This window comes from Streptomyces sp. NPDC048481 (assembly GCF_043200075.1).
GTDB lineage: Bacteria > Actinomycetota > Actinomycetes > Streptomycetales > Streptomycetaceae > Streptomyces.
Genome location: NZ_JBICXC010000002.1, coordinates 767828 through 786324, shown reverse-complemented (window position 1 = coordinate 786324; position 18497 = coordinate 767828). Strand labels below are relative to the sequence as shown.

Below are 18497 nucleotides of genomic sequence, written 5' to 3'. Positions count from 1 at the left end.
GAGGACCCCCGTGGCGAAGGCGAAGTTCGAGCGGACTAAGCCGCACGTCAACATCGGCACCATCGGTCACATCGACCACGGTAAGACGACCCTCACGGCCGCCATTACCAAGGTGCTGCACGACAAGTACCCGGACCTGAACGAGGCCTCGGCCTTCGACCAGATCGACAAGGCTCCCGAAGAGCGTCAGCGCGGTATCACCATCTCCATCGCGCACGTCGAGTACCAGACGGAGACGCGTCACTACGCGCACGTCGACTGCCCGGGTCACGCGGACTACATCAAGAACATGATCACCGGTGCGGCCCAGATGGACGGCGCCATCCTCGTGGTCGCCGCCACCGACGGCCCGATGCCGCAGACCAAGGAGCACGTGCTCCTGGCCCGCCAGGTCGGCGTTCCGTACATCGTCGTCGCCCTGAACAAGGCCGACATGGTGGACGACGAGGAGATCCTGGAGCTCGTCGAGCTCGAGGTGCGCGAGCTCCTCTCCGAGTACGAGTTCCCGGGCGACGACCTGCCGGTCGTCAAGGTCTCGGCGCTCAAGGCGCTCGAGGGCGACCCGGAGTGGGCGAACACGGTCCTGGAGCTCATGCAGGCCGTCGACGAGTCGATCCCGGAGCCGGAGCGCGACGTCGACAAGCCGTTCCTCATGCCGATCGAGGACGTCTTCACGATCACCGGTCGCGGTACGGTCGTCACCGGCCGTATCGAGCGTGGTGTCCTGAAGGTCAACGAGACCGTCGACATCATCGGCATCAAGACCGAGAAGACCACCACCACGGTCACCGGTATCGAGATGTTCCGCAAGCTGCTCGACGAGGGCCAGGCCGGTGAGAACGTCGGTCTGCTGCTCCGCGGCATCAAGCGCGAGGACGTCGAGCGCGGCCAGGTCATCATCAAGCCGGGCTCGGTCACCCCGCACACCGAGTTCGAGGCCCAGGCCTACATCCTGTCGAAGGACGAGGGTGGCCGTCACACCCCCTTCTTCAACAACTACCGTCCGCAGTTCTACTTCCGTACGACGGACGTGACCGGCGTCGTGACCCTCCCCGAGGGCACCGAGATGGTCATGCCGGGTGACAACACCGAGATGAAGGTGGAGCTCATCCAGCCCGTCGCCATGGAAGAGGGCCTGAAGTTCGCCATCCGTGAGGGTGGCCGGACGGTCGGCGCCGGCCAGGTCACCAAGATCAACAAGTAAGTCCTGTTGATCGGCCTGGTAGCTCCAGCCTGAGCTGAGCACCTGAGAGGGCCCGTACGACTCCGGTCGTACGGGCCCTTTCGCGTGCCGGGGCGGGGGCGAGGCGGGCATGCGTGCGGCAGAAGGAGAGGCGGAGCACCTCCTCCTCGTACGACCTGAACGCGACACACCCCCTACGACGGTGGGGCGGCCGGCCGGACACCTGCCGTCCCCTCCTCCGATCACCTCAACCGCGCGCGGCCGCCCGCACCTACGCGGTCAGGCGGAGACCATCGCGCCCAGCAGTACCAGGAGCCCCACGGGGAACAGCGTGACCAGCAGCGCCGCGCCGGCCGCCAGGATGCGGGGCGTCCGGAGCGAGAGACGGTGGGGCAGGACCCAGGCGAGGGCGTACAGGGCCACAGCCGTGCAGATCATGCCGCCGTACTGCCCCATGCCGTCGTGGTCGCGAACGGCGGCGTACTCCATGGCGAGCACCGGCAGTCCGAACCCGGAGGCCACGAATGGGGCTCTCCACCACGTCGTGTGGGCCTCGGGGAGGCGGGTCGGCAGGGACTCGCTCTGGATCTCGGTCATGGCTCCACTCCACCAGCGCCACGCGCCCGATGCATCCGAACACGTACGCCCGCGACGTAGGCACGGGTACTCAACCGGCTCTGCGAGGAACGCACTACAGGGCATGCCACTGGGACGTCATGGACCTCGCGACACTCAAGGTTCTCAAGCAGGCGGGGGCCGGGTGGCGCGCGGTGCCGCCGGCGCCGTTCCCCGGTGGGGTGGCGACGACCGTCCCCTTCGTCACGAACGAGCCTCCGGCCGCCTTGCCGCCCACGTAGTGGTCCATGTCGGCCACCCAACGAACACCCCGGTGGGCGAAGGTCTCCGGGTCGAGAAGTACCTACCTGTTGCGCTCCACCGAGCAGTCGCGGAATTTGCCGTCGACGCCGATCGCCAGGGCCTTCCGGCCCGCGCCGTCGGACGCCTCGACGGGCTGGGCCGCCCCTGCCAGACCCGGGTCGAGGATCAGCCGCAGCGCGTCGCCGGGGTCGTCGGGAAGGTCGGCGAACACGGCGTCGGCGGCCCGGGGCGCGAGGAAGTTCGCGCCGGGCCGGACCACTCGTGTACGCCCGTTGCCGTCGGAGTTCCCGACCTCCTGCCTCTTGCCGTCGTACCGGTTCCACACCTCGTCGGTCACGGAGCGGTCGGGCTCCTCGGCGCACGGGCCCGGTCCGGGACTCAAGTCGAACCCGCCGGGTTCGCCGAACGCCCCGCGAGGTCATGTGACCCCGGCACCGCCAGGTGTCGATACGGCTCTTCAGGTACACCCACTGGTGCGCCCCGGCCGGTGGCGCCGGCTTCGTCGGCGACGCGTGGTCCCCCCACAGCGTCTGCAGGGAGGGCAGGGCCGCGCAAACACCACGGCGGCTACCGCGCCTGGCGCCCTGACCTGCCAGCCGCCGTACCGGCGGCGGGACGGCGCGGTGATCCCGTCCAGCAGCCGCCGGCGGGCCGGGGCGAGCAGGGCGTGGTCGGGCACCGGGACGCCGGCACGCAGCTGCCTGAGCGCCGTCATCCCGTCCATCGCCTGTTCAGCCATGGCTGATCACCTCCGGGGCGTCGCGTACGAACGTGGGATCCACGTCACCGAGTGATAGGCGGACCTTCCTGCGGGCGCGGTTGCACCGGGAGCGCACCGTTCCCACCGGGATGGACAGCGCCTCGGTGACCTCCTGGTGGCCGAGGTCCGCCCAGGCGACCAACAGCAGGACGTCCCGGTCGCCGCGCGAGAGACCGGCCGGCGCGTCGGCCCGGTGGCCCTGGGCGGCCTGGGCGGCGATCCGGCTGTCGCTGCGGTCGGTCCAGGAGTCGGCGACGGGGGCGTGGCCGGTGCGGGCCAGGGCCCTGCGCGCCCGCACCTCGGCGCGGCGCTGCTTGCCGATGAGGTCGGCGGCGATGCCGTACAGCCAGGGCCGGGCGTCGGCGCGTGAGACGTCGTACGCCCCCGTGCGTGGGAACCAGTCGGTCGGTCGCACCCGCTGTCACCCGAAGACTTCGAACGGGTTGACGGCGATCGACCTCATGCCCGGCTCCGGACAGGCGCGCCACGACCGGCCCCGCGTTTGACCTGCGTCACGTCCGGGGTATTGTCTCCGGCTCGATTGGCCAGGTGCCTGCCCCATATGGCAGACTGTTGGGGTTGCTCGGTCGAGTGTTGATGCTGCGCGCCTCCCGCCGGGAGGACCGGAAGCGAGTCCCACAGTACTCGTCGCCCCAACTGCCTCTTGGCAGCGCTGGGGCGGACGTACGGGAATCTTTCGGGAAGTGTCAGTGCGGCGCCGACCAGGCACCCGGTGGACCTTTCGTCCTCGGCTTGCGGTTCCGGAAGGGCCGTGCTTTCCCAGCAGGGATGTTCGAACAAGGGGCATCTGTGTCGGTGACAGCGCGACACACCCGACCGCGTGGGTCGGAGGATCGAAGTGAACGGACCATCTGGTTCCAGAGCGTTAGAAGAGACAGGACTACTGAGTAGCCATGGCGGGACAGAAGATCCGCATCCGGCTCAAGGCCTACGACCACGAGGTCATCGACAGCTCGGCGAAGAAGATCGTCGAGACGGTGACGCGTACTGGTGCGTCGGTCGCGGGCCCGGTGCCGCTGCCCACTGAGAAGAACGTGTACTGCGTCATCAAGTCGCCGCACAAGTACAAGGACTCGCGCGAGCACTTCGAGATGCGCACGCACAAGCGCCTGATCGACATCCTCGACCCGACCCCCAAGACCGTTGACTCTCTGATGCGACTCGACCTTCCGGCCGGTGTCGACATCGAGATCAAGCTCTGAGGGCTGGTGATCTGAGAATGGCTAAGCAGATCAAGGGCATCCTGGGCGAGAAGCTCGGCATGACGCAGGTGTGGGACGAGAACAACCGTGTTGTTCCGGTCACCGTCGTCAAGGCCGGCCCCAACGTCGTGACCCAGGTCCGTACGAACGACAGTGACGGCTACGAGTCGGTCCAGATCGCCTTCGGCGAGATCGACCCGCGCAAGGTGAACAAGCCCCTCAAGGGCCACTTCGCCAAGGCCGACGTCACGCCCCGTCGCCACCTCGTCGAGATCCGGACGGCCGATGCCGCCGAGTACACGCTCGGTCAGGAAATCACCGCCGAGGTCTTCGAGGCCGGCGTGAAGGTCGACGTGACCGGCAAGAGCAAGGGCAAGGGCTTCGCCGGTGTCATGAAGCGTCACAACTTCAAGGGCCTCGGCGCCGGTCACGGCACCCAGCGCAAGCACCGCTCGCCCGGTTCCATCGGTGGCTGCGCCACCCCGGGCCGCGTGTTCAAGGGCCTCCGCATGGCGGGTCGCATGGGCAACGAGCGTGTCACCACCCAGAACCTGACCGTCCACGCCGTTGACGCGGAGAAGGGTCTGCTGCTCATCAAGGGCGCTGTCCCCGGTCCGAACGGCGGCCTCGTCCTGGTCCGCACCGCGGCCAAGGGGGCCTGAGGTAACCGATGAGCACTGTTGACATCCTTTCGCCTGCAGGCGAGAAGACCGGTAGCGTCGAGCTCCCCGCGGAGATCTTCGGCGTGGAGAAGATCAGCATCCCGCTGATCCACCAGGTCGTCGTCGCGCAGAACGCGGCTGCCCGTCAGGGCACGCACAAGACCAAGACCCGCGGCGAGGTTCGCGGTGGCGGTAAGAAGCCTTACCGCCAGAAGGGCACCGGCCGCGCGCGCCAGGGCTCGACCCGCGCGCCGCAGTTCGCCGGCGGTGGCGTCGTCCACGGCCCGCAGCCGCGTGACTACTCGCAGCGGACCCCGAAGAAGATGAAGGCTGCCGCTCTGCGCCACGCCCTCACCGACCGGGCCCGCCACAACCGCATTCACGTCGTCTCCGGCGTGATCGAGGGCGAGACCCCCTCCACGAAGGCCGCTCGCTCGTTGTTCGGCAAGATCTCGGAGCGCAAGAACCTGCTCCTGGTCGTCGACCGCGCCGACGAGGCCGCGTGGCTGTCCGCCCGCAACCTGCCCCAGGTGCACATCCTGGAGCCGGGCCAGCTGAACACGTACGACGTGATCGTCTCGGACGACGTGGTCTTCACCCAGGCCGCTCTTGAGTCCTTCGTGTCCGGCCCGAACAAGGCCAACGACACCGAAGGGAGTGACGCCTGATGGCTACGCGTCACCCGAGCATCGCCTCCAAGGCGGCCAAGGCCGCCAAGGCCGCGCGCGTCGCCAAGGCGAAGCGCCACGAGGCCGAGGGCAAGAACACCGTCGTCACCGCGCCCAGCAAGGCGTACACGGACCCCCGTGACGTCCTGCTGAAGCCGGTCGTGTCGGAGAAGAGCTACGCGCTCCTCGACGAGAACAAGTACACGTTCATCGTCGACCCGAACGCCAACAAGACCCAGATCAAGCAGGCCGTCCAGGCGGTCTTCTCGGTCAAGGTCACCGGGGTCAACACGATCAACCGCATCGGCAAGCGCAAGCGCACCAAGACCGGTTTCGGTCAGCGCGCCGGCACGAAGCGAGCGATCGTGACCCTTGCTGAGGGCGACCGTATCGACATCTTCGGCGGTCCGACCGCCTGAGGGCGGTCCGGATCGTCCGATATCGGACGAGGACTGAATAATGGGAATCCGCAAGTACAAGCCGACTACGCCGGGCCGTCGTGGCTCCAGCGTCGCCGACTTCGTCGAGGTCACGCGGTCCACGCCGGAGAAGTCGCTGGTCCGCCCGCTGCACAGCAAGGGCGGCCGTAACAACGCCGGTCGTGTGACCGTTCGCCACCAGGGTGGCGGACACAAGCGCGCCTACCGAGTGATCGACTTCCGTCGTCACGACAAGGACGGCGTGCCGGCGAAGGTCGCGCACATCGAGTACGACCCCAACCGCACCGCGCGCATCGCGCTGCTGCACTACGCGGACGGCGAGAAGCGCTACATCCTCGCCCCGCGCAACCTGCAGCAGGGCGACCGCGTCGAGAACGGTCCCGGGGCCGACATCAAGCCGGGCAACAACCTGGCGCTCCGCAACATCCCGGTCGGTACCACGATCCACGCGATCGAGCTCCGTCCCGGTGGCGGCGCCAAGTTCGCCCGCTCCGCCGGTGCCTCCGTGCAGCTGCTCGCGAAGGAGGGCTCGATGGCCCACCTCCGCATGCCGTCCGGTGAGATCCGCCTGGTCGACCAGCGCTGCCGCGCCACGGTCGGCGAGGTCGGCAACGCCGAGCAGAGCAACATCAACTGGGGCAAGGCCGGCCGCAAGCGCTGGCTGGGCGTCCGCCCGACCGTTCGCGGTGTGGCGATGAACCCGGTTGACCACCCCCACGGTGGTGGTGAGGGCAAGACCTCCGGTGGTCGCCACCCGGTCAGCCCCTGGGGTCAGAAGGAAGGTCGTACTCGTTCGCCGAAGAAGGCTTCGAACAAGTACATCGTCCGCCGCCGCAAGACGAACAAGAAGCGCTAGGAGCGGGTTTAGATGCCGCGCAGTCTCAAGAAGGGGCCCTTCGTCGACGGACACCTCGTAAAGAAGGTGGACGCCCAGAACGAAGCCGGTTCCAAGAACGTCATCAAGACCTGGTCCCGTCGCTCGATGATCATTCCCAGCATGCTGGGCCACACGATCGCGGTGCACAACGGCAAGACCCACATTCCGGTGTTTGTCACCGAGTCGATGGTCGGCCACAAGCTCGGCGAGTTCTCGCCGACGCGCACCTTCCGGGGTCACGTCAAGGACGACCGGAAGTCGAAGCGCCGCTAACGCGGGGTGGAATGACCATGACAGACACTGGAAGGACAACCATGGAAGCCAGGGCCCAGGCGCGGTACATCCGCGTCACGCCCATGAAGGCCCGCCGGGTGGTGGACCTTATCCGTGGCATGGACGCCACGGAGGCTCAGGCGGTCCTGCGTTTCGCCCCGCAGGCCGCGAGCGTGCCGGTCGGCAAGGTGCTTGACAGCGCCATCGCCAACGCCGCGCACAACTACGACCACACTGACGCCGACAGCCTCTTCGTCTCCGAGGCCTATGTCGACGAGGGCCCGACCCTGAAGCGGTTCCGTCCGCGCGCCCAGGGCCGCGCCTACCGGATCCGCAAGCGGACCAGCCACATCACCGTGGTCGTCAGCAGCAAGGAAGGGACCCGGTAATGGGCCAGAAGGTTAACCCGCATGGGTTCCGGCTCGGCATCACCACGGACTTCAAGTCCCGCTGGTACGCCGACAAGTCGTACAAGGAATACGTCAAGGAAGACGTCGCCATCCGTCGGATGATGACGTCCGGCATGGAGCGCGCCGGCATCTCGAAGGTGGAGATCGAGCGCACCCGTGACCGTGTCCGCGTCGACATCCACACCGCGCGTCCGGGCATCGTCATCGGCCGCCGCGGCGCCGAGGCCGACCGTATCCGCGGCGACCTGGAGAAGCTGACCAAGAAGCAGGTCCAGCTGAACATCCTCGAGGTCAAGAACCCCGAGGTCGACGCTCAGCTGGTGGCCCAGGCCGTCGCCGAGCAGCTCTCCTCCCGCGTCTCCTTCCGTCGCGCCATGCGTAAGAGCATGCAGTCGGCGATGAAGGCGGGCGCCAAGGGCATCAAGATCCAGTGCGGTGGCCGCCTCGGTGGCGCCGAGATGTCCCGCTCGGAGTTCTACCGCGAGGGCCGTGTGCCCCTGCACACGCTCCGCGCGAACGTGGACTACGGCTTCTTCGAGGCCAAGACGACCTTCGGCCGCATCGGCGTGAAGGTCTGGATCTACAAGGGCGACGTCAAGAACATCGCCGAGGTCCGCGCCGAGAACGCTGCTGCCCGCGCGGGCAACCGCCCGGCCCGTGGCGGCGCCGACCGCCCGGCCGGCCGTGGTGGCCGCGGTGGCGAGCGTGGCGGTCGCGGTCGTAAGCCGCAGCAGGCTCCCGCCGCCGAGGCCCCCAAGGCCGAGGCTCCGGCGGCTGCCGCTCCGGCTGAGAGCACCGGAACGGAGGCCTGACCGACATGCTGATCCCCCGTAGGGTCAAGCACCGCAAGCAGCACCACCCGAAGCGCCGTGGTCAGGCCAAGGGCGGTACGACGGTCTCGTTCGGCGAGTACGGCATTCAGGCCCTCACGCCGGCATACGTGACCAACCGCCAGATCGAGGCGGCCCGTATCGCGATGACCCGCCACATCAAGCGTGGCGGCAAGGTCTGGATCAACATCTACCCGGACCGCCCGCTCACGAAGAAGCCTGCCGAGACCCGCATGGGTTCCGGTAAGGGTTCTCCCGAGTGGTGGATCGCGAACGTGCACCCGGGCCGGGTCATGTTCGAGCTGTCCTACCCCAACGAGAAGATCGCCCGTGAGGCCCTGACTCGCGCCGCTCACAAGCTGCCGATGAAGTGCCGGATCGTCAAGCGCGAGGCAGGTGAAGCGTGATGTCGGCCGGTACCAAGGCGTCCGAGCTGCGCGAACTGGGTGACGAGGAGCTTCTGGCGAAGCTCCGCGAAGCCAAGGAAGAGCTGTTCAACCTCCGCTTCCAGGCGGCGACGGGTCAGCTCGAGAACCACGGTCGGCTCAAGGCCGTCCGTAAGGACATCGCGCGGATCTACACCCTGATGCGTGAGCGCGAGCTGGGCATCGAGACGGTGGAGAGCGCCTGATGAGCGAGAGCAACGTGACCGAGAACACCACGACCGAGGCCCGCGGCTTCCGTAAGACCCGTGAGGGTCTGGTCGTCAGCGACAAGATGGACAAGACCGTCGTCGTCGCCGTCGAGGACCGTGTGAAGCACGCGCTGTACGGCAAGGTCATCCGCCGTACGAACAAGCTCAAGGCTCACGACGAGCAGAACGCCGCGGGTGTCGGCGACCGTGTCCTCCTCGCGGAGACCCGGCCGCTGTCCGCGACGAAGCGCTGGCGCGTCGTCGAGATCCTCGAGAAGGCCAAGTAATCCTCCTGCGGGCAAACTCGCAGGACAGTTCCGCCAGGCTCCGGGAGCCGCTCGCTGAGCGGCTCCCGGGGAACCGGCAGACAAACAGGAGATAGACGTGATCCAGCAGGAGTCGCGACTGCGTGTCGCCGACAACACTGGTGCGAAGGAAATCCTTTGCATCCGTGTGCTCGGTGGCTCCGGTCGCCGCTACGCGGGCATCGGTGACGTCATCGTCGCCACCGTCAAGGACGCGATCCCCGGTGGCAACGTGAAGAAGGGTGACGTCGTCAAGGCGGTCATCGTTCGCACCGTCAAGGAGCGCCGCCGTCCGGACGGCTCGTACATCCGCTTCGACGAGAACGCCGCCGTCATTCTGAAGAACGACGGCGACCCTCGCGGCACCCGCATCTTCGGCCCGGTCGGGCGCGAGCTGCGCGAGAAGAAGTTCATGAAGATCATCTCGCTGGCTCCGGAGGTGCTGTAAGCATGAAGATCAAGAAGGGCGACCTGGTCCAGGTCATCACCGGTAAGGACAAGGGCAAGCAGGGCAAGGTCATCGCGGCCTTCCCCCGTGAGGACCGCGTCCTGGTCGAGGGTGTCAACCGGGTCAAGAAGCACACGAAGGCCGGTCCGACCGCCAAGGGCTCGCAGGCCGGCGGCATCGTGACCACCGAGGCCCCGATCCACGTGTCCAACGTTCAGCTGGTCGTGGAGAAGGACGGCAACAAGGTCGTCACGCGCGTCGGTTACCGCTTCGACGACGAGGGCAACAAGATCCGCGTTGCCAAGCGGACGGGTGAGGACATCTGATGGCTACCACCACCACTCCGCGTCTGAAGACGAAGTACCGCGAGGAGATCGCGGGCAAGCTGCGTGAGGAGTTCTCCTACGAGAACGTCATGCAGATCCCCGGTCTCGTCAAGATCGTGGTCAACATGGGTGTGGGCGACGCCGCCCGCGACTCCAAGCTGATCGAGGGCGCCATCCGCGACCTCACCACGATCACCGGTCAGAAGCCGGCCGTCACCAAGGCCCGCAAGTCCATCGCGCAGTTCAAGCTGCGCGAGGGTCAGCCGATCGGCGCGCACGTCACGCTCCGTGGCGACCGCATGTGGGAGTTCCTGGACCGCACCCTGTCGCTCGCGCTCCCGCGCATCCGCGACTTCCGCGGTCTGTCCCCCAAGCAGTTCGACGGCCGTGGCAACTACACCTTCGGTCTCACGGAGCAGGTCATGTTCCACGAGATCGACCAGGACAAGATCGACCGTGTCCGGGGTATGGACATCACCGTGGTCACCACGGCGACCAACGACGCTGAGGGCCGCGCGCTCCTTCGTCACCTCGGCTTCCCCTTCAAGGAGGCGTGAGCGAGATGGCGAAGAAGGCTCTGATCGCAAAGGCTGCTCGCAAGCCCAAGTTCGCTGTGCGCGCTTACAACCGCTGCCAGCGCTGCGGTCGTCCGCACTCCGTGTACCGCAAGTTCGGCCTGTGCCGTGTGTGCCTTCGTGAGATGGCTCACCGCGGCGAGCTGCCGGGCGTGACCAAGAGCTCCTGGTAAACCCCCTAATCAGGGTTCCAGAGGCTCTCGGTAAGCAATGGGCGTGTCAGGTGCCCGTCCTCCCATGCCGTAGGCTGGGAGGGTTGGGCGCCTGACGCCCGTACGACTTACTACGCCGTAGGTCCACCGCGCCGCACCCGTCCCGTCTCGGATCGGGGAGAGGGATGGCGCACCAGGAAACCCCGGCGAGAGAGGCCACAGGCCAATTCATGACCATGACTGATCCGATCGCAGACATGCTTACGCGTCTGCGGAACGCGAACTCGGCGTACCACGACTCCGTGACGATGCCGGCATCGAAGATCAAGTCTCACATCGCGGAGATCCTCCAGCAGGAGGGCTTCATCACGGGCTGGAAGGTCGAGGACGCCGAGGTCGGCAAGAACCTCGTTCTCGAGCTGAAGTTCGGCCCGAACCGTGAGCGCTCCATCGCGGGCATCAAGCGGATCTCCAAGCCCGGTCTCCGGGTTTACGCGAAGTCCACCTCCCTGCCCAAGGTGCTCGGTGGCCTCGGCGTGGCGATCATCTCCACGTCGCACGGTCTCCTCACCGACAAGCAGGCCGGCAAGAAGGGCGTAGGCGGAGAAGTTCTCGCCTACGTCTGGTAGCGGAAGGGAACGGAGGAAACAGCTATGTCGCGCATTGGCAAGCTCCCCATCACGGTTCCCGCCGGCGTGGACGTCACCATCGACGGCCAGACGGTTTCGGTCAAGGGCCCCAAGGGCTCGCTGACCCACACCGTCGTAGCGCCGATCGAGATCGCCAAGGGTGAGGACGGCGTTCTGAACGTCACCCGCCCCAACGACGAGCGTCAGAGCAAGGCCCTGCACGGCCTGTCCCGCACGCTGGTGGCGAACATGATCACCGGCGTGACCCAGGGTTACGTGAAGAAGCTCGAGATCAGTGGTGTCGGTTACCGCGTGACCGCGAAGGGCTCGAACCTCGAGTTCGCGCTCGGTTACAGCCACCCGATCACCGTCGAGGCGCCCGAGGGAATCACCTTCAAGGTGGAGACCCCGACCCGCTTCCAGGTCGAGGGCATCGACAAGCAGAAGGTCGGCGAGGTTGCGGCCAACATCCGCAAGCTGCGCAAGCCCGACCCGTACAAGGCCAAGGGTGTCAAGTACGAGGGCGAAGTCATCCGCCGCAAGGTCGGAAAGGCGGGTAAGTAAGCCATGGCATACGGACAGAAGATCCTCAAGGGCGACGCTTACAAGCGTGCCGCGATCAAGCGTCGCCACATCCGGATCCGTAAGCACATCTCGGGTACGGCGGAGCGTCCGCGCCTGGTCGTGACGCGCTCCAACCGCCACATCGTGGCTCAGGTCATCGACGACATCAAGGGTCACACCCTGGCGTCGGCGTCGACCCTGGACACCACGATCCGCGGCGGTGAGGCCGACAAGTCCTCGCAGGCCAAGCAGGTCGGCGCCCTGGTCGCCGAGCGCGCCAAGGCCGCCGGTGTCGAGGCTGTCGTGTTCGACCGTGGTGGTAACCAGTACGCCGGGCGCATCGCCGCCCTGGCGGACGCCGCCCGCGAGGCCGGACTCAAGTTCTGAGTCGGTTCCGTAGCTAGCGGAAACAGAGAGAGGTAATTCCAATGGCTGGACCCCAGCGCCGCGGTGGCGGTGCCGGTGGCGGCGAGCGGCGGGACCGGAAGGGCCGTGACGGCGGCGCTGCTGCCGCCGAGAAGACCGCGTACGTTGAGCGCGTCGTCGCGATCAACCGTGTCGCCAAGGTTGTGAAGGGTGGTCGTCGCTTCAGCTTCACCGCGCTGGTCGTGGTGGGCGACGGTGACGGCACCGTGGGTGTCGGTTACGGCAAGGCCAAGGAGGTGCCGGCCGCCATCGCCAAGGGTGTTGAGGAGGCCAAGAAGCACTTCTTCAAGGTCCCCCGTATCCAGGGCACCATCCCGCACCCGATCACGGGCGAGAAGGCCGCGGGCGTCGTCCTGCTCAAGCCTGCTTCCCCCGGTACCGGCGTCATCGCCGGTGGCCCGGTGCGTGCGGTGCTCGAGTGCGCCGGCGTTCACGACATCCTGTCGAAGTCGCTCGGCTCGTCGAACGCGATCAACATCGTGCACGCGACCGTGGAGGCCCTGAAGGGCCTGCAGCGTCCCGAGGAGATCGCGGCCCGCCGCGGTCTGCCCCTCGAGGACGTCGCTCCCGCGGCTCTGCTTCGTGCGCGTGCCGGGGCTGGTGCTGCGTAATGGCACAGCTCAGGATCACGCAGACGAAGTCGTACATCGGCAGCAAGCAGAACCACCGTGACACCCTGCGTTCGCTCGGGCTCAAGCGCCTGAACGACGTGGTCGTCAAGGAGGACCGCCCCGAGTTCCGCGGAATGGTGCACACCGTCCGCCACCTCGTGACGGTCGAGGAGGTCGACTGATCATGGCGGAGAACAACCCGCTCAAGATCCACAACCTCCGTCCCGCCCCGGGCGCCAAGACCGCGAAGACCCGTGTGGGCCGTGGTGAGGCGTCGAAGGGTAAGACGGCCGGTCGTGGTACCAAGGGCACGAAGGCCCGTTACCAGGTTCCGGAGCGCTTCGAGGGTGGGCAGATGCCCCTCCACATGCGTCTCCCGAAGCTCAAGGGCTTCCGGAACCCGTTCAAGACCGAGTTCCAGGTCGTGAACCTCGACAAGCTGGGCGCGCTGTACCCGGAGGGTGGCGAGGTCACCGTCGAGGGGCTCGTCGCCAAGGGCGCCGTTCGCAAGAACAGCCTCGTCAAGGTCCTCGGCCAGGGCGAGATCTCCGTGGCGCTGCAGGTGACGGTCGACGCCGTCTCCGGCTCCGCCAAGGAGAAGATCACCGCCGCCGGCGGTACCGTCACCGAGCTCATCTGAACATCTCAGGTGTCTCGATGACTTGAGCGATCCCGACCGGGGATACCCCACAAATGGGGTATCCCCGGTTGGTCGTTCCTAGGGCAGGTGTGTCGCGGGTATGGTGACCAGCACTGCCCACTTTTCACAAGGTTCTCCCAAGGGGGCACCTTGAGCGGCAGTCGACCGTTACTCATGTCGTTGTCGTAAGTCGTTGTTTTTATTGGCCCCTCAAGACCGTCACCCTTGACGCAGATGCGCGGGGGTCGCAGGAGGCACCGTGCTCACCGCGTTCGCCCGGGCGTTCAGGACGCCCGACCTGCGCAAGAAGCTCCTCTTCACGCTCGGGATCATCGTGATCTACCGGGTCGGGACGCACATCCCGATCCCCGGTGTCGACTACACGTCCGTTCAGCGGTGTGTGGACGAGGCGTCCGGCAACCAGGGCCTCTTCGGTCTGGTGAACATGTTCAGCGGCGGTGCGCTGCTGCAGATCACCATCTTCGCGCTGGGCATCATGCCGTACATCACGGCGAGCATCATCCTTCAGCTGCTCACCGTGGTCATCCCGCGCCTGGAGGCCCTGAAGAAGGAGGGTCAGGCCGGTACCGCGAAGATCACGCAGTACACCCGTTACCTGACCGTGGCGCTCGCCATCCTGCAGGGCACCGGCCTGGTGGCCACCGCCCGCAGCGGCGCCCTGTTCTCCGGTTGCTCGGTCGCGTCCAGCATCGTCCCGGACCAGGCGATCTTCACGACCATCACCATGGTCATCTGCATGACCGCCGGCACGGCCATGGTCATGTGGCTCGGTGAGCTGATCACCGACCGCGGCATCGGCAACGGCATGTCGATCCTGATGTTCATCTCGATCGCCGCGACGTTCCCCTCCGCGCTGTGGGCCATCAAGAAGCAGGGCACGCTGGCGGACGGCTGGATCGAGTTCGGCACCGTCATCCTGGTGGGCCTCGTCATGGTCGGCCTGGTGGTCTTCGTCGAGCAGGCCCAGCGCCGGATCCCCGTGCAGTACGCGAAGCGCATGATCGGCCGCCGGTCCTACGGCGGCACCTCGACGTACATCCCGCTGAAGGTGAACCAGGCCGGTGTGATCCCGGTCATCTTCGCCTCGTCGCTGCTCTACATCCCCGCCCTGGTCGCCCAGTTCTCCAGCGGACAGTCCGGCTGGAAGACCTGGATCGAGACCAACCTGACCAAGGGCGACCACCCGATCTACATCAGCATGTACTTCCTGCTGATCGTTTTCTTCGCGTTCTTCTACGTGGCGATCTCCTTCAACCCCGAGGAAGTCGCCGACAACATGAAGAAGTATGGTGGCTTCATCCCGGGCATCCGGGCTGGCCGACCGACCGCTGAGTACCTGTCGTACGTGCTCAACCGGATCACCTGGCCGGGTTCGCTGTATCTGGGTCTTATCGCTCTTGTACCGACGATGGCGTTGGTTGGCTTCGGGGCAAGCCAGAACTTCCCGTTCGGTGGCACCAGCATCCTGATCATCGTGGGTGTCGGTCTCGAAACGGTGAAGCAGATCGAGAGCCAGCTCCAGCAGCGCAATTACGAAGGGTTCCTCCGCTGATGCGTATCGTCCTCGTCGGGCCGCCGGGCGCCGGAAAGGGAACGCAGGCCACGAAACTGGCCGAGAAGCTCCGCGTTCCGCACATCTCCACGGGCGACCTGTTCCGCGCCAACATCAGCCGGCAGACGGAACTCGGGAAGCTCGCGAAGTCCTACATGGACGCCGGCAACCTCGTCCCCGACGAGGTCACCATCGCCATGGCCAAGGACCGCATGGAGCAGCCGGACGCCGAGCGAGGCTTCCTGCTGGACGGCTTCCCGCGCAACGTCTCGCAGGCCGAGGCGCTCGACGAGCTCCTCACCACCGAGGGCATCAAGCTGGACGCGGTACTGGACCTGGAGGCCCCGGAGGAGGAGGTCGTCAAGCGGATCGCCGGCCGGCGCATCTGCCGCAACGACTCCGCGCACGTCTTCCACGTCTCGTACAAGAAGCCGGTCAAGGACGGCGTCTGCGACGTCTGCGGCGGCGAGCTGTACCAGCGGGACGACGACTCCGAGGAAACCGTCCGCACGCGGCTCGAGGTCTACCACACGCAGACCGAGCCGATCATCGACTACTACAAGGCGCAGGGCCTGGTCGTGACCATCGAGGCCATGGGCCCGGTGGACGAGGTCACCAGCCGTGCGCTGGCGGCGCTGAAGCGCGAGGGCGACGACCAGTAGTCGTCGCCCCGGATACGGCCGTGGAGTCCTCCGGGACGCCACGGCCGTACTGTTGTGTACGTACGTGACCGACCTGAGTGACGGAGAGCGCAGGCCCCCCATGGTGCAGATCAAGAGCCCCGAGCAGATCGCCAGGATGCGTGCGGCGGGGCTGGTCGTCGCCGCCATCCACGCGGCCACACGGGAAGCGGCCGTGCCGGGCGCGACGACGATGGACCTGGACCTCGTCGCGCGCAAGGTCCTCGCGGAGCACGGCGCGAAGTCGAACTTCCTGGGGTACGGCGGCTTCCCCGCGACGATCTGCACCTCGGTGAACGACGTGGTGGTCCACGGCATCCCCTCCGGTGAGGTCGTCCTGAAGGACGGCGACATCATCTCGATCGACTGCGGCGCGATCGTGGACGGCTGGCACGGCGACGCGGCGTACACCGCCTTCGTCGGCTCCGGTCACGCCCCGGAACTGATCGAGCTCTCCCGGGTCACGGAGGAGTCGATGTGGGCCGGCATCGCGGCCATGAAGCTCGGCAACCGGCTGGTGGACGTCTCGCGGGCCATCGAGACGTACATCCGCCGTCAGCCGAAGCCGGGCGGCGGCCGCTACGGGATCATCGAGGACTACGGCGGTCACGGCATCGGCACCGAGATGCACATGGACCCGCACCTGCTGAACTACGTCGACCGCCGTCGGGGCAAGGGTCCCAAGCTGGTCCCCGGCTTCTGCCTCGCCATCGAGCCGATGGTCTCGCTCGGCACTCCGCGGACCGAGGTCCTGGAGGACGACTGGACGGTCATCACGACCGACGGGACCTGGTCGTCGCACTGGGAGCACTCGGTGGCGCTGACCGAGGAGGGGCCGCTGGTGCTGACGTCTCCCGACGGCGGCAGGGCGAAGCTGGCCGAGCACGGCATCGAGGCGGCGCCGGACCCGCTGGCCTAGGTCCCGTCCTGGCGGGCGGGAACGCGGCCCTCGGCGGGGCTCGGTTAAGGATCTCCCCCGTGGGGCAGACTTCTCGATTCGTGTTTCGGTCAGGGCTGACGTAGACTGACTCGTCGGCTCTCGTGCACCCGCATGTCCGCATGCGCCCGTAAGGGAAAAGGCGGGGGAGCCGATCAAGGTAGTCGATTCGAAGGGCGAAGCGTGGCCAAGAAGCAAGGTGCCATCGAGATCGAGGGCACTGTCGTCGAGTCTCTGCCGAACGCCATGTTCAAGGTCGAGCTCCAGAACGGCCACCAGGTCCTGGCACACATCAGCGGCAAGATGCGTATGCACTACATCCGTATCCTCCCTGACGACCGGGTCGTGGTGGAGCTGTCTCCGTACGACCTGACGCGTGGCCGGATCGTCTACCGGTACAAGTAGATCTTGCCCGTACCTTCGTGCGCCCCTCACCGGGCGCACGGGGCTGTTGGCAACTGACCCGGAGAACCTCACCCAATGAAGGTCAAGCCGAGCGTCAAGAAGATCTGCGACAAGTGCAGGGTGATCCGCCGTCACGGCCGGGTCATGATCATTTGCGAGAACCCGCGCCACAAGCAGCGCCAGGGCTGATCGCACAAGGTCACACCCTCTGCACCGACATCGCAGAGACTTCGCGCGACGCGAGCTGAATTGTTCATACGCAGGACCCGGACGGGCATCCCGTCCGACACCCCCGGTTCGGAGGCCGGGGACCCAGTCCGTACCAAATCTTCTGCGCGTCAGAAGAGGACGGCGGCTGGGGGTCGGTGCTGCGGAAGACCTCCGAGGATCAACTGGAGCCATTGAATGGCACGCGTTTCCGGTGTCGACATCCCGCGCGAAAAGCGTGTGGAGGTCGCCCTCACCTACGTGTTCGGCATCGGCCGGACCCTTTCCCAGGAGACGCTGGCCGCGACCGGCGTCGACCCCAACACCCGCGTTCGCGACCTCTCCGAGGAGCAGCTCGTCGCGATCCGCGAGTACGTGGACGCCAACATCAAGACCGAGGGTGACCTTCGTCGCGAGATCCAGGCCGACATCCGCCGCAAGGTGGAGATCGGCTGCTACCAGGGTCTCCGTCACCGTCGTGGTCTGCCGGTCCGCGGTCAGCGCACCAGCACGAACGCCCGTACCCGCAAGGGCCCGCGTCGCGCCATCGCCGGCAAGAAGAAGCCGGGCAAGAAGTAGTCCTCAGCGGACAACGCTTCATCAGCGGTCTTCGCTGTAGGACCGACCACCTCCCCGTAGGAGTTTGTAGATGCCCCCCAAGGGTCGTCAGGGCGCTGCCAAGAAGGTGCGCCGCAAGGAAAAGAAGAACGTCGCGCACGGTCAGGCGCACATCAAGAGCACGTTCAACAACACGATCGTGTCCATCACGGACCCGGCCGGAAACGTGATCTCGTGGGCCTCCGCCGGCCACGTCGGTTTCAAGGGCTCGCGCAAGTCCACGCCGTTCGCCGCGCAGATGGCCGCCGAGTCGGCTGCCCGTCGCGCGCAGGAGCACGGCATGCGCAAGGTCGACGTCTTCGTCAAGGGCCCGGGCGCCGGTCGTGAGACCGCCATCCGTTCCCTGCAGGCCACCGGCCTCGAGGTCGGCTCGATCCAGGACGTCACGCCGACCCCGCACAACGGCTGCCGTCCGCCCAAGCGCCGCCGCGTCTGATCCGACGCACGGCTGCTTGGACTGAGGATTTCGGGCGGTACGGGCCTTCGGGGCCGTATCGCCCGTACCCTTGCAGGTACCACCATCAGGCTCCGCCTGGTGCATCAGGGCATCAAATAGTGGGTG

General features: G+C 66.7%; 31 protein-coding genes and 1 pseudogene. 29 read left to right on the top strand and 3 right to left on the bottom strand.

Annotated elements, in window-relative coordinates; all coding sequences use genetic code 11:
• Positions 1–10: 10 nt before the first annotated feature.
• Positions 11–1204, top strand: a complete 1194-nt coding sequence (gene tuf, locus ACGFSH_RS09705) for an elongation factor Tu (RefSeq protein ID WP_256916737.1) — start codon at positions 11–13, stop codon at positions 1202–1204.
• A 258-nt stretch (positions 1205–1462) separates the two neighbouring features.
• Here tuf and ACGFSH_RS09700 read toward each other — a convergent pair whose 3' ends face one another.
• The 3 genes and pseudogenes from ACGFSH_RS09700 to ACGFSH_RS09690 form a co-directional block, all read right to left on the bottom strand.
• On the bottom strand, positions 1463–1780 hold the full coding sequence (locus ACGFSH_RS09700) for a hypothetical protein (RefSeq protein WP_393346614.1): 318 nt from the start codon (positions 1778–1780) through the stop codon (positions 1463–1465).
• A gap of 322 nt (positions 1781–2102) precedes the next feature.
• A complete protein-coding gene (locus ACGFSH_RS09695) occupies positions 2103–2399 on the bottom strand; it encodes a hypothetical protein (protein WP_393346612.1) in 297 nt (98 codons plus the stop codon).
• A gap of 394 nt (positions 2400–2793) precedes the next feature.
• Positions 2794–3219, bottom strand: a pseudogene (locus ACGFSH_RS09690) (RNA polymerase sigma factor); the annotation flags it as partial.
• 517 nt (positions 3220–3736) lie between these two features.
• Between ACGFSH_RS09690 and rpsJ the strand changes: the two are divergent.
• From rpsJ to rpsK, 28 genes are all read left to right on the top strand, one after another.
• On the top strand, positions 3737–4045 hold the full coding sequence (gene rpsJ / locus ACGFSH_RS09685) for a 30S ribosomal protein S10 (RefSeq protein WP_003948644.1): 309 nt from the start codon (positions 3737–3739) through the stop codon (positions 4043–4045).
• Between the two features lie 17 nt (positions 4046–4062).
• Positions 4063–4707, top strand: a complete 645-nt coding sequence (gene rplC / locus ACGFSH_RS09680; protein ID WP_069770402.1) for a 50S ribosomal protein L3 — start codon at positions 4063–4065, stop codon at positions 4705–4707.
• 8 nt (positions 4708–4715) lie between these two features.
• Positions 4716–5375, top strand: a complete 660-nt coding sequence (gene rplD / locus ACGFSH_RS09675; protein WP_069770401.1) for a 50S ribosomal protein L4 — start codon at positions 4716–4718, stop codon at positions 5373–5375.
• Entirely contained in the window at positions 5375–5794 is a 420-nt protein-coding gene (gene rplW, locus ACGFSH_RS09670) for a 50S ribosomal protein L23 (protein WP_057584678.1), read from the top strand. The genes rplD and rplW overlap by 1 nt, the downstream gene beginning before the upstream one ends.
• Before the next feature lie 40 nt (positions 5795–5834).
• Positions 5835–6671 (top strand): 50S ribosomal protein L2, encoded by an 837-nt coding sequence (rplB, locus tag ACGFSH_RS09665; protein WP_007494772.1) that lies wholly within the window; start codon positions 5835–5837, stop codon positions 6669–6671.
• A 12-nt stretch (positions 6672–6683) separates the two neighbouring features.
• The gene (gene rpsS / locus ACGFSH_RS09660; RefSeq protein WP_018528354.1) at positions 6684–6965 is read left to right on the top strand and encodes a 30S ribosomal protein S19; all 282 of its coding nucleotides are present in this window, start codon (positions 6684–6686) and stop codon (positions 6963–6965) included.
• A 41-nt stretch (positions 6966–7006) separates the two neighbouring features.
• A complete protein-coding gene (gene rplV / locus ACGFSH_RS09655; RefSeq protein ID WP_023547379.1) occupies positions 7007–7354 on the top strand; it encodes a 50S ribosomal protein L22 in 348 nt (115 codons plus the stop codon).
• Positions 7354–8187 (top strand): 30S ribosomal protein S3, encoded by an 834-nt coding sequence (rpsC, locus tag ACGFSH_RS09650; RefSeq protein WP_351351642.1) that lies wholly within the window; start codon positions 7354–7356, stop codon positions 8185–8187. The genes rplV and rpsC overlap by 1 nt, the downstream gene beginning before the upstream one ends.
• A gap of 5 nt (positions 8188–8192) precedes the next feature.
• Entirely contained in the window at positions 8193–8612 is a 420-nt protein-coding gene (gene rplP, locus ACGFSH_RS09645) for a 50S ribosomal protein L16 (protein WP_006140905.1), read from the top strand.
• Positions 8612–8836, top strand: coding sequence for a 50S ribosomal protein L29 (gene rpmC, locus ACGFSH_RS09640; RefSeq protein ID WP_003998824.1), 225 nt, complete (start codon positions 8612–8614; stop codon positions 8834–8836). The genes rplP and rpmC overlap by 1 nt, the downstream gene beginning before the upstream one ends.
• Complete coding sequence (gene rpsQ / locus ACGFSH_RS09635; protein WP_069770397.1) at positions 8836–9126, top strand: 30S ribosomal protein S17; 291 nt, start codon at positions 8836–8838, stop codon at positions 9124–9126. The genes rpmC and rpsQ overlap by 1 nt, the downstream gene beginning before the upstream one ends.
• A gap of 97 nt (positions 9127–9223) precedes the next feature.
• Entirely contained in the window at positions 9224–9592 is a 369-nt protein-coding gene (rplN, locus tag ACGFSH_RS09630) for a 50S ribosomal protein L14 (RefSeq protein WP_003998823.1), read from the top strand.
• Between the two features lie 2 nt (positions 9593–9594).
• Positions 9595–9918 (top strand): 50S ribosomal protein L24, encoded by a 324-nt coding sequence (gene rplX / locus ACGFSH_RS09625; RefSeq protein WP_030039760.1) that lies wholly within the window; start codon positions 9595–9597, stop codon positions 9916–9918.
• A complete protein-coding gene (gene rplE / locus ACGFSH_RS09620; RefSeq protein WP_030788262.1) occupies positions 9918–10475 on the top strand; it encodes a 50S ribosomal protein L5 in 558 nt (185 codons plus the stop codon). Before rplX ends, rplE begins: the two co-directional genes overlap by 1 nt.
• 5 nt (positions 10476–10480) lie before the next feature.
• A complete protein-coding gene (locus ACGFSH_RS09615; protein WP_030890724.1) occupies positions 10481–10666 on the top strand; it encodes a type Z 30S ribosomal protein S14 in 186 nt (61 codons plus the stop codon).
• A 209-nt stretch (positions 10667–10875) separates the two neighbouring features.
• On the top strand, positions 10876–11274 hold the full coding sequence (gene rpsH / locus ACGFSH_RS09610; RefSeq protein WP_013001411.1) for a 30S ribosomal protein S8: 399 nt from the start codon (positions 10876–10878) through the stop codon (positions 11272–11274).
• Between the two features lie 24 nt (positions 11275–11298).
• On the top strand, positions 11299–11838 hold the full coding sequence (gene rplF, locus ACGFSH_RS09605; protein WP_099969705.1) for a 50S ribosomal protein L6: 540 nt from the start codon (positions 11299–11301) through the stop codon (positions 11836–11838).
• Between the two features lie 3 nt (positions 11839–11841).
• Complete coding sequence (gene rplR, locus ACGFSH_RS09600; RefSeq protein WP_057584673.1) at positions 11842–12225, top strand: 50S ribosomal protein L18; 384 nt, start codon at positions 11842–11844, stop codon at positions 12223–12225.
• 41 nt (positions 12226–12266) lie between these two features.
• Positions 12267–12875 carry a 30S ribosomal protein S5 gene (gene rpsE / locus ACGFSH_RS09595; protein WP_013001409.1) on the top strand — a complete coding sequence of 203 codons (609 nt, stop codon included), beginning with the start codon at positions 12267–12269 and terminating at the stop codon, positions 12873–12875.
• Positions 12875–13057, top strand: coding sequence for a 50S ribosomal protein L30 (gene rpmD / locus ACGFSH_RS09590; protein WP_060901490.1), 183 nt, complete (start codon positions 12875–12877; stop codon positions 13055–13057). Before rpsE ends, rpmD begins: the two co-directional genes overlap by 1 nt.
• Before the next feature lie 2 nt (positions 13058–13059).
• Positions 13060–13515, top strand: coding sequence for a 50S ribosomal protein L15 (gene rplO, locus ACGFSH_RS09585; protein WP_069770396.1), 456 nt, complete (start codon positions 13060–13062; stop codon positions 13513–13515).
• Between the two features lie 259 nt (positions 13516–13774).
• Positions 13775–15088 (top strand): preprotein translocase subunit SecY, encoded by a 1314-nt coding sequence (secY, locus tag ACGFSH_RS09580; RefSeq protein WP_389769762.1) that lies wholly within the window; start codon positions 13775–13777, stop codon positions 15086–15088.
• On the top strand, positions 15088–15750 hold the full coding sequence (locus tag ACGFSH_RS09575; RefSeq protein ID WP_393346606.1) for an adenylate kinase: 663 nt from the start codon (positions 15088–15090) through the stop codon (positions 15748–15750). Before secY ends, ACGFSH_RS09575 begins: the two co-directional genes overlap by 1 nt.
• 100 nt (positions 15751–15850) lie before the next feature.
• A complete protein-coding gene (gene map, locus ACGFSH_RS09570) occupies positions 15851–16687 on the top strand; it encodes a type I methionyl aminopeptidase (protein WP_393346986.1) in 837 nt (278 codons plus the stop codon).
• A gap of 201 nt (positions 16688–16888) precedes the next feature.
• The gene (infA, locus tag ACGFSH_RS09565) at positions 16889–17110 is read left to right on the top strand and encodes a translation initiation factor IF-1 (protein WP_003948620.1); all 222 of its coding nucleotides are present in this window, start codon (positions 16889–16891) and stop codon (positions 17108–17110) included.
• Between the two features lie 75 nt (positions 17111–17185).
• Positions 17186–17299, top strand: coding sequence for a 50S ribosomal protein L36 (rpmJ, locus tag ACGFSH_RS09560; protein WP_004984509.1), 114 nt, complete (start codon positions 17186–17188; stop codon positions 17297–17299).
• A 216-nt stretch (positions 17300–17515) separates the two neighbouring features.
• Positions 17516–17896, top strand: a complete 381-nt coding sequence (rpsM, locus tag ACGFSH_RS09555; protein ID WP_020132619.1) for a 30S ribosomal protein S13 — start codon at positions 17516–17518, stop codon at positions 17894–17896.
• Between the two features lie 70 nt (positions 17897–17966).
• Complete coding sequence (rpsK, locus tag ACGFSH_RS09550) at positions 17967–18371, top strand: 30S ribosomal protein S11 (RefSeq protein ID WP_010354218.1); 405 nt, start codon at positions 17967–17969, stop codon at positions 18369–18371.
• The last annotated feature ends 126 nt before the right edge of the window (positions 18372–18497 follow it).

Coding starts and splice junctions, on each gene's coding strand:
- rplB (WP_007494772.1), top strand. CDS start 5,835: ATGGGAATCCGCAAGTACAAGCCGACTACGCCGGGCCGTCGTGGCTCC.
- rplW (WP_057584678.1), top strand. CDS start 5,375: ATGGCTACGCGTCACCCGAGCATCGCCTCCAAGGCGGCCAAGGCCGCC.
- rpmD (WP_060901490.1), top strand. CDS start 12,875: ATGGCACAGCTCAGGATCACGCAGACGAAGTCGTACATCGGCAGCAAG.
- rpsQ (WP_069770397.1), top strand. CDS start 8,836: ATGAGCGAGAGCAACGTGACCGAGAACACCACGACCGAGGCCCGCGGC.
- rplV (WP_023547379.1), top strand. CDS start 7,007: ATGGAAGCCAGGGCCCAGGCGCGGTACATCCGCGTCACGCCCATGAAG.
- ACGFSH_RS09700 (WP_393346614.1), bottom strand. CDS start 1,780: ATGACCGAGATCCAGAGCGAGTCCCTGCCGACCCGCCTCCCCGAGGCC.
- rplE (WP_030788262.1), top strand. CDS start 9,918: ATGGCTACCACCACCACTCCGCGTCTGAAGACGAAGTACCGCGAGGAG.
- rpsC (WP_351351642.1), top strand. CDS start 7,354: ATGGGCCAGAAGGTTAACCCGCATGGGTTCCGGCTCGGCATCACCACG.
- rplR (WP_057584673.1), top strand. CDS start 11,842: ATGGCATACGGACAGAAGATCCTCAAGGGCGACGCTTACAAGCGTGCC.
- rplP (WP_006140905.1), top strand. CDS start 8,193: ATGCTGATCCCCCGTAGGGTCAAGCACCGCAAGCAGCACCACCCGAAG.
- map (WP_393346986.1), top strand. CDS start 15,851: ATGGTGCAGATCAAGAGCCCCGAGCAGATCGCCAGGATGCGTGCGGCG.
- rplC (WP_069770402.1), top strand. CDS start 4,063: ATGGCTAAGCAGATCAAGGGCATCCTGGGCGAGAAGCTCGGCATGACG.
- rpmC (WP_003998824.1), top strand. CDS start 8,612: ATGTCGGCCGGTACCAAGGCGTCCGAGCTGCGCGAACTGGGTGACGAG.
- ACGFSH_RS09575 (WP_393346606.1), top strand. CDS start 15,088: ATGCGTATCGTCCTCGTCGGGCCGCCGGGCGCCGGAAAGGGAACGCAG.
- rpsS (WP_018528354.1), top strand. CDS start 6,684: ATGCCGCGCAGTCTCAAGAAGGGGCCCTTCGTCGACGGACACCTCGTA.
- rpsK (WP_010354218.1), top strand. CDS start 17,967: ATGCCCCCCAAGGGTCGTCAGGGCGCTGCCAAGAAGGTGCGCCGCAAG.
- rplO (WP_069770396.1), top strand. CDS start 13,060: ATGGCGGAGAACAACCCGCTCAAGATCCACAACCTCCGTCCCGCCCCG.
- rplF (WP_099969705.1), top strand. CDS start 11,299: ATGTCGCGCATTGGCAAGCTCCCCATCACGGTTCCCGCCGGCGTGGAC.
- rpsJ (WP_003948644.1), top strand. CDS start 3,737: ATGGCGGGACAGAAGATCCGCATCCGGCTCAAGGCCTACGACCACGAG.
- rpsH (WP_013001411.1), top strand. CDS start 10,876: ATGACCATGACTGATCCGATCGCAGACATGCTTACGCGTCTGCGGAAC.
- rplD (WP_069770401.1), top strand. CDS start 4,716: ATGAGCACTGTTGACATCCTTTCGCCTGCAGGCGAGAAGACCGGTAGC.
- ACGFSH_RS09615 (WP_030890724.1), top strand. CDS start 10,481: ATGGCGAAGAAGGCTCTGATCGCAAAGGCTGCTCGCAAGCCCAAGTTC.
- rpsM (WP_020132619.1), top strand. CDS start 17,516: ATGGCACGCGTTTCCGGTGTCGACATCCCGCGCGAAAAGCGTGTGGAG.
- rpsE (WP_013001409.1), top strand. CDS start 12,267: ATGGCTGGACCCCAGCGCCGCGGTGGCGGTGCCGGTGGCGGCGAGCGG.
- rplX (WP_030039760.1), top strand. CDS start 9,595: ATGAAGATCAAGAAGGGCGACCTGGTCCAGGTCATCACCGGTAAGGAC.
- rpmJ (WP_004984509.1), top strand. CDS start 17,186: ATGAAGGTCAAGCCGAGCGTCAAGAAGATCTGCGACAAGTGCAGGGTG.